Origin of the sequence: Desulfovibrio sp. 1188_IL3213 (assembly GCF_036763145.1) — a bacterium.
Taxonomy (GTDB): Bacteria; Desulfobacterota; Desulfovibrionia; order Desulfovibrionales; family Desulfovibrionaceae; genus Desulfovibrio.
This window is the reverse complement of record NZ_JBAIYR010000125.1, coordinates 1-5,745: the sequence shown is the minus strand read 5'-3', so window position 1 is coordinate 5,745 and position 5,745 is coordinate 1. Positions and strand designations below refer to the sequence as shown.

5 protein-coding genes and 2 pseudogenes are annotated in these 5,745 nt (G+C 55.9%); 3 read left to right on the top strand and 4 right to left on the bottom strand.

Annotated elements, in window-relative coordinates:
• From V6C16_RS06890 to tnpA, 3 genes and pseudogenes are all read left to right on the top strand, one after another.
• Nucleotides 1-334, top strand: a pseudogene (locus tag V6C16_RS06890) (hypothetical protein); the annotation flags it as partial.
• On the top strand, nucleotides 334-1,221 hold the full coding sequence (locus V6C16_RS06885; protein ID WP_333534507.1) for a permease: 888 nt from the start codon (nucleotides 334-336) through the stop codon (nucleotides 1,219-1,221). The pseudogene V6C16_RS06890 and the gene V6C16_RS06885, both read left to right, overlap by 1 nt.
• 185 nt (nucleotides 1,222-1,406) lie before the next feature.
• Nucleotides 1,407-1,865, top strand: a pseudogene (tnpA, locus tag V6C16_RS06880) (IS200/IS605 family transposase).
• Nucleotides 1,866-2,110: 245 nt separating this feature from the next.
• Here the strand turns inward: tnpA and V6C16_RS06875 are convergent.
• From V6C16_RS06875 to V6C16_RS06860, 4 genes are all read right to left on the bottom strand, one after another.
• Nucleotides 2,111-3,298: an HD-GYP domain-containing protein gene (locus V6C16_RS06875; protein ID WP_333535207.1), complete on the bottom strand. Its 1,188-nt coding sequence runs from the start codon at nucleotides 3,296-3,298 to the stop codon at nucleotides 2,111-2,113.
• Nucleotides 3,299-3,370: 72 nt separating this feature from the next.
• Nucleotides 3,371-4,594 carry an aspartate kinase gene (locus V6C16_RS06870; protein WP_333535206.1) on the bottom strand — a complete coding sequence of 408 codons (1,224 nt, stop codon included), beginning with the start codon at nucleotides 4,592-4,594 and terminating at the stop codon, nucleotides 3,371-3,373.
• 70 nt (nucleotides 4,595-4,664) lie between these two features.
• Entirely contained in the window at nucleotides 4,665-5,150 is a 486-nt protein-coding gene (tsaE, locus tag V6C16_RS06865; RefSeq protein WP_333535205.1) for a tRNA (adenosine(37)-N6)-threonylcarbamoyltransferase complex ATPase subunit type 1 TsaE, read from the bottom strand.
• The coding region (locus V6C16_RS06860) for an ADP-dependent NAD(P)H-hydrate dehydratase (RefSeq protein ID WP_333542937.1) at nucleotides 5,138-5,745 on the bottom strand (608 nt) is incomplete at its 5' end. The genes V6C16_RS06860 and tsaE, both read right to left, overlap by 13 nt.

Here is a 5,745-nt window from a genome sequence, read left to right as displayed (position 1 = left end):
CGCGCGGCCCTGTCTCCTGACCCGGTTCGCCTACGGTATGAGCCCTGATGAAAAAACATTGCGCGCCTTTGACCAGGCGGAGGCCTTGATCGAGGGCTACCTGCGCCTGTTCGCGGCACGGCACTGCATCAAGACCCCCGACTTCCGCCTGCGCCAAACAAAGGAAGGCGCGGAGCTGCACCTGACGCCGTTTCCGCTGCTGGAAAACGAGAGTCTGGCCGGAACGCTGCGCAAACAGCTTGAAGAGTGCGCGGCCGACCTCACCGGGCGGCCGCTGGCTGCGATCCGACAGATGGAATCGCTGAGCGGCTATTTCGACAAGGAGAGCGCGTGATGCACGCGGTCCACCATACGCTCTTGGACTCGCTCCTGTTCACGCTTTGGATGCAGCTCAAAGCCGTGGGCCCATTCTGGGTGGTCGGCCTTATCGTGGGTTCGCTCATTTCGACCTACCTGACCCAGGAAATGATCGGCAAGGTCTACCGGATGCGCGAAGGCTCTTTTTCGCTTTTCTCCGCGACCGTGGCCGCGCTCATCGGCACGGCCTCGCCGCTGTGCATGTACGGCACCATCCCGGTCATCGTGGCGCTGGGCAGAAAGGGCGTGCCCCAAGCCACACTCACGGCCTTCATGATGAGTTCCATACTCCTGAACCCGAACATTTTTTTTCTGACCTTCGCCCTGGGCACGCCCGCGGCCCTGTGGCGGCTGGGGCTGTGCGTTGTCGCCGGGATGCTTTCCGGCTGGCTGGTTCAGGTGTTTTTCAAGAACAGGCAGGTTTTCGACCTGCAGAAGTTCGCGCCCGGGGTTGCGCCGGTCGGCAAAACCTTCACCGGGGACCTCAAGAAATCCTTCGCGATCACGGCGCCGTATTTCGTCGTCGGCATTCTTCTGGCCACGCTCTTCGAGGTGCTCATCCCGCGCGAGTGGGTCAACCTGGTGCTCGGCGTCAACCCGACTTTCGAGGTACTGGCCGCCGTGCTGATTTCTGTGCCGGTCTATACCTGTGACGGCGCCATAATCTCGCTCCTGCGAACATGGCAGGAAATGGGCCTTTCCGAAGGGAGCGTCGTGGCCTTCCTCCTGGCCGGGGCAGCGACCAAGATAGCCAAGCTCGGGGCCATCAAGATCGTGCTCGGCATGCGCAACTTCAGCATCTACCTCGCGTTCATTCTCATTTTTTCATTCACAGCAGGCTGCTTGATAAACCTTTTGGCCTGAGTCCCAGGGCCATATCCTAAAAACGGCCGGTCACTACCGGCCCTTTTTGTAACTAGAAAACCCCCCGCTAGGCGGGGGGTTCTAAAAAGCTTATAGCTTTGCCCAAGTGAGTAAAACTCCTTTTGATTTGTTAAAAAATCTCGCGGTCTGGCAACTGCGAGTCAACAAATCAAAAGGAGGTCACGATGGGTGACACGAAAAGCTTAGCCCACACGCGCTGGAACTGTAAATATCACATTGTTTTTGCACCTAAGTATCGCCGACAGGTGTTTTATGGTGAAAAGAAAAGAGCAATAGGCGAAATTCTGCGGAAATTGTGCGAATGGAAAGATGTGAAAATAGTTGAGGCAGAGTGTTGTCCTGATCACATCCACATGTTGCTTGAGATTCCCCCCAAAATGAGTGTCTCAAGTTTTATGGGCTACCTAAAGGGTAAAAGCAGCCTGATGATCTACGAACAATTCGGCGACTTGAAATTCAAATAGCGCAATCGAGAATTTTGGTGCCGTGGATATTATGTTGATACGGTAGGTAAAAACAAAGCCAAGATTCAGGACTACATTAAGCATCAGCTTGGGTCAGACAAGCTTGGCGACCAACTGAGCTTACCATACCCAGGGAGCCCGTTTACGGGCCGCAAGTAACAGAAATGCAAATGTCAGATCGCCCGTGCGCCTGTTAGGGCGCGGCTGGTAAGAAAGCCTTACAGGCGCATATGAAGAACCCCCGGCTAGGCCGGGGGGTTCCTTTTTACGAAGCGCTCGCAAGCGTTTACCGTCACGGATGAAGGGGTTGCCGTAGCGGCAAAATCCTTTGGGGTAAAAACTGAAAGCGCCGGGTCTTTGCGGCAGGCGCCTGCCCAGGGTGAAGCCGGTTCAAATGAAGCGCGCTATTGCCAAGCCTGTGACAAAAGCGCTGCAATGTCCATTTTTTCGGCATCGGCCCCTGTGAGAGAGCGCTCGATTTCCAGACCGTGCTCTTTGCTCAGGTCCAGAAATATGGGGTTGATGGGTCTGCCCTCAGGGTCAAAGGCCATAATAACACACGGTTGTGCGGGAAAGCTTGGGTTTGAGCGGCACACGATGCCCTGTTCGCCGCTGGACAGCTGCACCGGAGTGCCTACAGGATAAATGCCCATCATCTTGATAAAGCGTTCCACATAGCCGGGAGCCCATGCCTGGCCGCGCATTTTGTACATCATTGCCAGAGCGATATTGGCGGGCATGGGTGTTTTATACACCCGCTTGGCCGAAAGGGCGTCGTAGTTGTCGCTGACTGAAAGAATGCGCCCATAAATGCCGATCTTGTTGCCGGCCAGCCGATAGGGGTAGCCTGTGCCGTTATGTTTCTCGTGGTGCTGCGCAACGGCCTGCAAAACTTCCGGCGGTATGTTGTCCGCTTTTTTCAGTTGATTGTAGCCGAGAACCACGTGGGATTGCATGATTTCCTGTTCTTCGGGCGTAAGCCTGCGCGGCGCGTTGAGTATTTCTTGCGGGATAAAGGCCTTGCCAAAATCGTGAAACAGCCCGGCCATGCCCACCAGGTGAAGTTTTTCTTCCGGCAGGCCAAGGTGATGCGCATAGGCTACGGCAAAAATGGTTACATTGACGGAATGCGTATAGGTGTATTCGTCAGAACTTTTAAGTTTTGATAATGAAACCAGCGCATCCACATTGCGGTTAAGACTGTTGACAATGGATTCCACGTAGGGTTGGGAGGCCGCAACGTCAACAGCACCACCTTGCGCGGCCTGCATAAGGCTGCGCACATGCTCAAAAGAGTCTGCATAAATGGCAGCGGCCTTGGGAATCTCTTCATCCAGAGAAACCAGAGGGCCTTTGGGGTCAGGCCAGATGTTTTCTTCCTGATCTGTTGCAAACTCATCCAGCCGGCGGAAGCGTGAAGGGTCGTGGTAGGCTTCTGTGTACCCCTGCTTGATGATCTGCGCAATCTCTTCCCGCGACGTGATAAGCCCCTCTTCCATATACAAGAGAGGGGCTTTGATCCACGAAAGCCCGGGACTGACGAGATACATCCCGGGTACGATGTCGGCAACAGTTATCTTTACTGACGACATGGCTAAAATACCCTATATGGCCGACCACGACATTGATTGTGCCGTGGTCGGGTTTTTCAGATATGAGGGGGCTTAGCCGATGTCCCAATCAAGCCCGAAGGTATCGTGCAGAATACGGACGGCCAGTTCAACGTATTTTTCCTGAATCAGGATTGTAATCTTGATTTCAGAAGTGCTTATCATGAGGATATTGATGCCCTCGTGCGTGAGGGCGGCAAACGTGCGCGCGGCAACGCCGGAATGGTTGCGCATGCCTACGCCGATGGCGGACACCTTTGCAACGCTGACATCGTGCAGAATTTCTGAAGCGCCGGTTTTTTCGGCCACAGCTTCCATCACTGCGAGCGTTTGCTGCAGGTCTTTACGCGAAATGGTAAAGGTAATGTCGGTATGACCGTCCAGGCTCGTGTTCTGCACGATCATGTCAACAAGAATGCCCTTTTCGGAAAGCGGCCCGAACACGGCGGCGGCCATTCCCGGTACATCCGGCAGATCGCGAATGGTTACGCGGGCTTGATCTTTATCATATGCGATGCCGGAAACAAGAACGGCTTCCATTGTGGAATCCTCCTGAGTAACGAGAGTGCCGGGATCATTGCTGAATGTGGAGCGTACCCGCACGGGAACCTTATACTTTTTAGCGAATTCTACCGAGCGGATGTGCAGAACCTTGGCTCCCATGCTCGCCATTTCCAGCATTTCTTCATAGGCTACACGGTCCATTTTGCGGGCGGTGGAGCAGATGTTGGGGTCTGTGGTGTAAACGCCGTCAACATCCGTATAGATTTCGCACTCGGCGGAACCCATGGCCGCAGCAAGGGCCACTGCCGAAGTGTCTGATCCGCCGCGCCCGAGAGTGGTGATGCGACCGTTTTCAGTGCAGCCCTGAAAGCCTGCAACTACCAGCACGTCATGTTCTTTCAGAAAGCCGTACAGGGCTTTGCTGTTGATGGAAAGAATGCGTGCGCGGCCAAAATCATCATCGGTGGTAATGGGAATCTGCCAGCCCAGCAAAGACCGGGCGCGAATGCCCGCATCCTTGAGCAGCATGGTGAACAGGCTGATGGAAACCTGTTCGCCCGTAGCCACAAGGGCGTCACATTCCGCGCTGTCAGGGGTGGCTGACCACTCGCCGGCCAGAGCAAGAAGCTGGTTGGTTTCGCCGGCCCGGGCCGACAGCACGGCTATAACCTTATAGCCCTGTGCCAGACCGCGCAGAACTTTTTCCCGCACCTGCTTCATAGATTCAAGCTTGGCTACCGACGTGCCGCCAAACTTTTGCACTAAAATTTTCATGCCTGTATCCATTGCCCACAATCCTTCACAGTGTACAACAGGCCAATTGTACGAACGCAGTTCCGAGGGTTCAGACTCTGCCTAAAGTCCATTGTTCGCACAAATGGCGCAACAGGGCCTCGGCCTTACGGCCGCAGGCTTGCAGCGTCAATAAGTGACCTTCTTCGCATGCCTTCAGCGCGATGTCCAGATATTCTTCGGGTCGCTCCTGATCGGGCAAAAACTCTGCCCACTCAATTATAATTAAAGTGCTCAGGTTATCAAGCGCCTCCAGCAGGTCTTCCGGCACGGATCCTGGACAGCGGTAAAGGTCGCAGTGCAGTACGGGCGGTACTGTGGGGTAGTGGTTGCACAGCGTAAAAGAGGGGCTGGCTACCTCTGCTTCATTACCGCCGGGCAGGGCCAAAATCATAAAGCGCGTCAGCGTTGTTTTCCCGCTGCCGAGGTCTCCGCGCAACAACAGGGTTTTCACTTCGGGTACGTTGTCCAGCGCGTGCGCCAGCAGACCGGCAAAGCGGCGGGTATCATCAAGGGTGGCAAGGGTTATCCGGGCCATGCAAGGTCATCTTCCTGGTCTTGGGTGATGTTGTGAAGAGCGTGGGGCAGGGCATCCGCGATGGCTGCAGCCGTGTTGCCACGCACGGGCCAATGGGCGGCAAGCGAACGTCCGGCCAGGGCGTGCAGGGCCACGCCTTGCCCGGCTGTTATAAGGGACGGACCTGTGGAAAAGGCGCATTCCCGTTTGTCGGTATGCGCAAAATCCTGTTTTGAGGCCAGCAGGCCACCAAGGCAGCCTGCCAGTACATCGCCTGAACCACCCACAGCCAGCTGTGGCACGTCATAGGGGCAAATGCCGATGGGGCCTCGCTGTTGCCGTACCAGGGTTCCGGCTCCCTTAAGGATGTTGACCCCACGGCTCAGGGAGCAGAGGCCGTCCAGTGCGGCCCATCTGTCATCCTGGACTTCCTGGGCGGAACACCCCAGAAGCATGGCTGCCTCGCCGGGGTGAGGGGTAAGGATGTCCTCTTCACATATGGCGTCCAGAAGGTCACGCTGCTGCGCCATTACTGCCAGTGCGTCTGCGTCAAAAACCGTGGGGGGGCGCTGCAGCGCCACCAGTGCGCGCAAAAAGGCGGCGGCATCCCGGCCTC

Coding starts and splice junctions, on each gene's coding strand:
- V6C16_RS06885 (WP_333534507.1), top strand. CDS start 334: ATGCACGCGGTCCACCATACGCTCTTGGACTCGCTCCTGTTCACGCTT.
- V6C16_RS06875 (WP_333535207.1), bottom strand. CDS start 3,298: ATGTCGTCAGTAAAGATAACTGTTGCCGACATCGTACCCGGGATGTAT.
- V6C16_RS06870 (WP_333535206.1), bottom strand. CDS start 4,594: ATGAAAATTTTAGTGCAAAAGTTTGGCGGCACGTCGGTAGCCAAGCTT.
- tsaE (WP_333535205.1), bottom strand. CDS start 5,150: ATGGCCCGGATAACCCTTGCCACCCTTGATGATACCCGCCGCTTTGCC.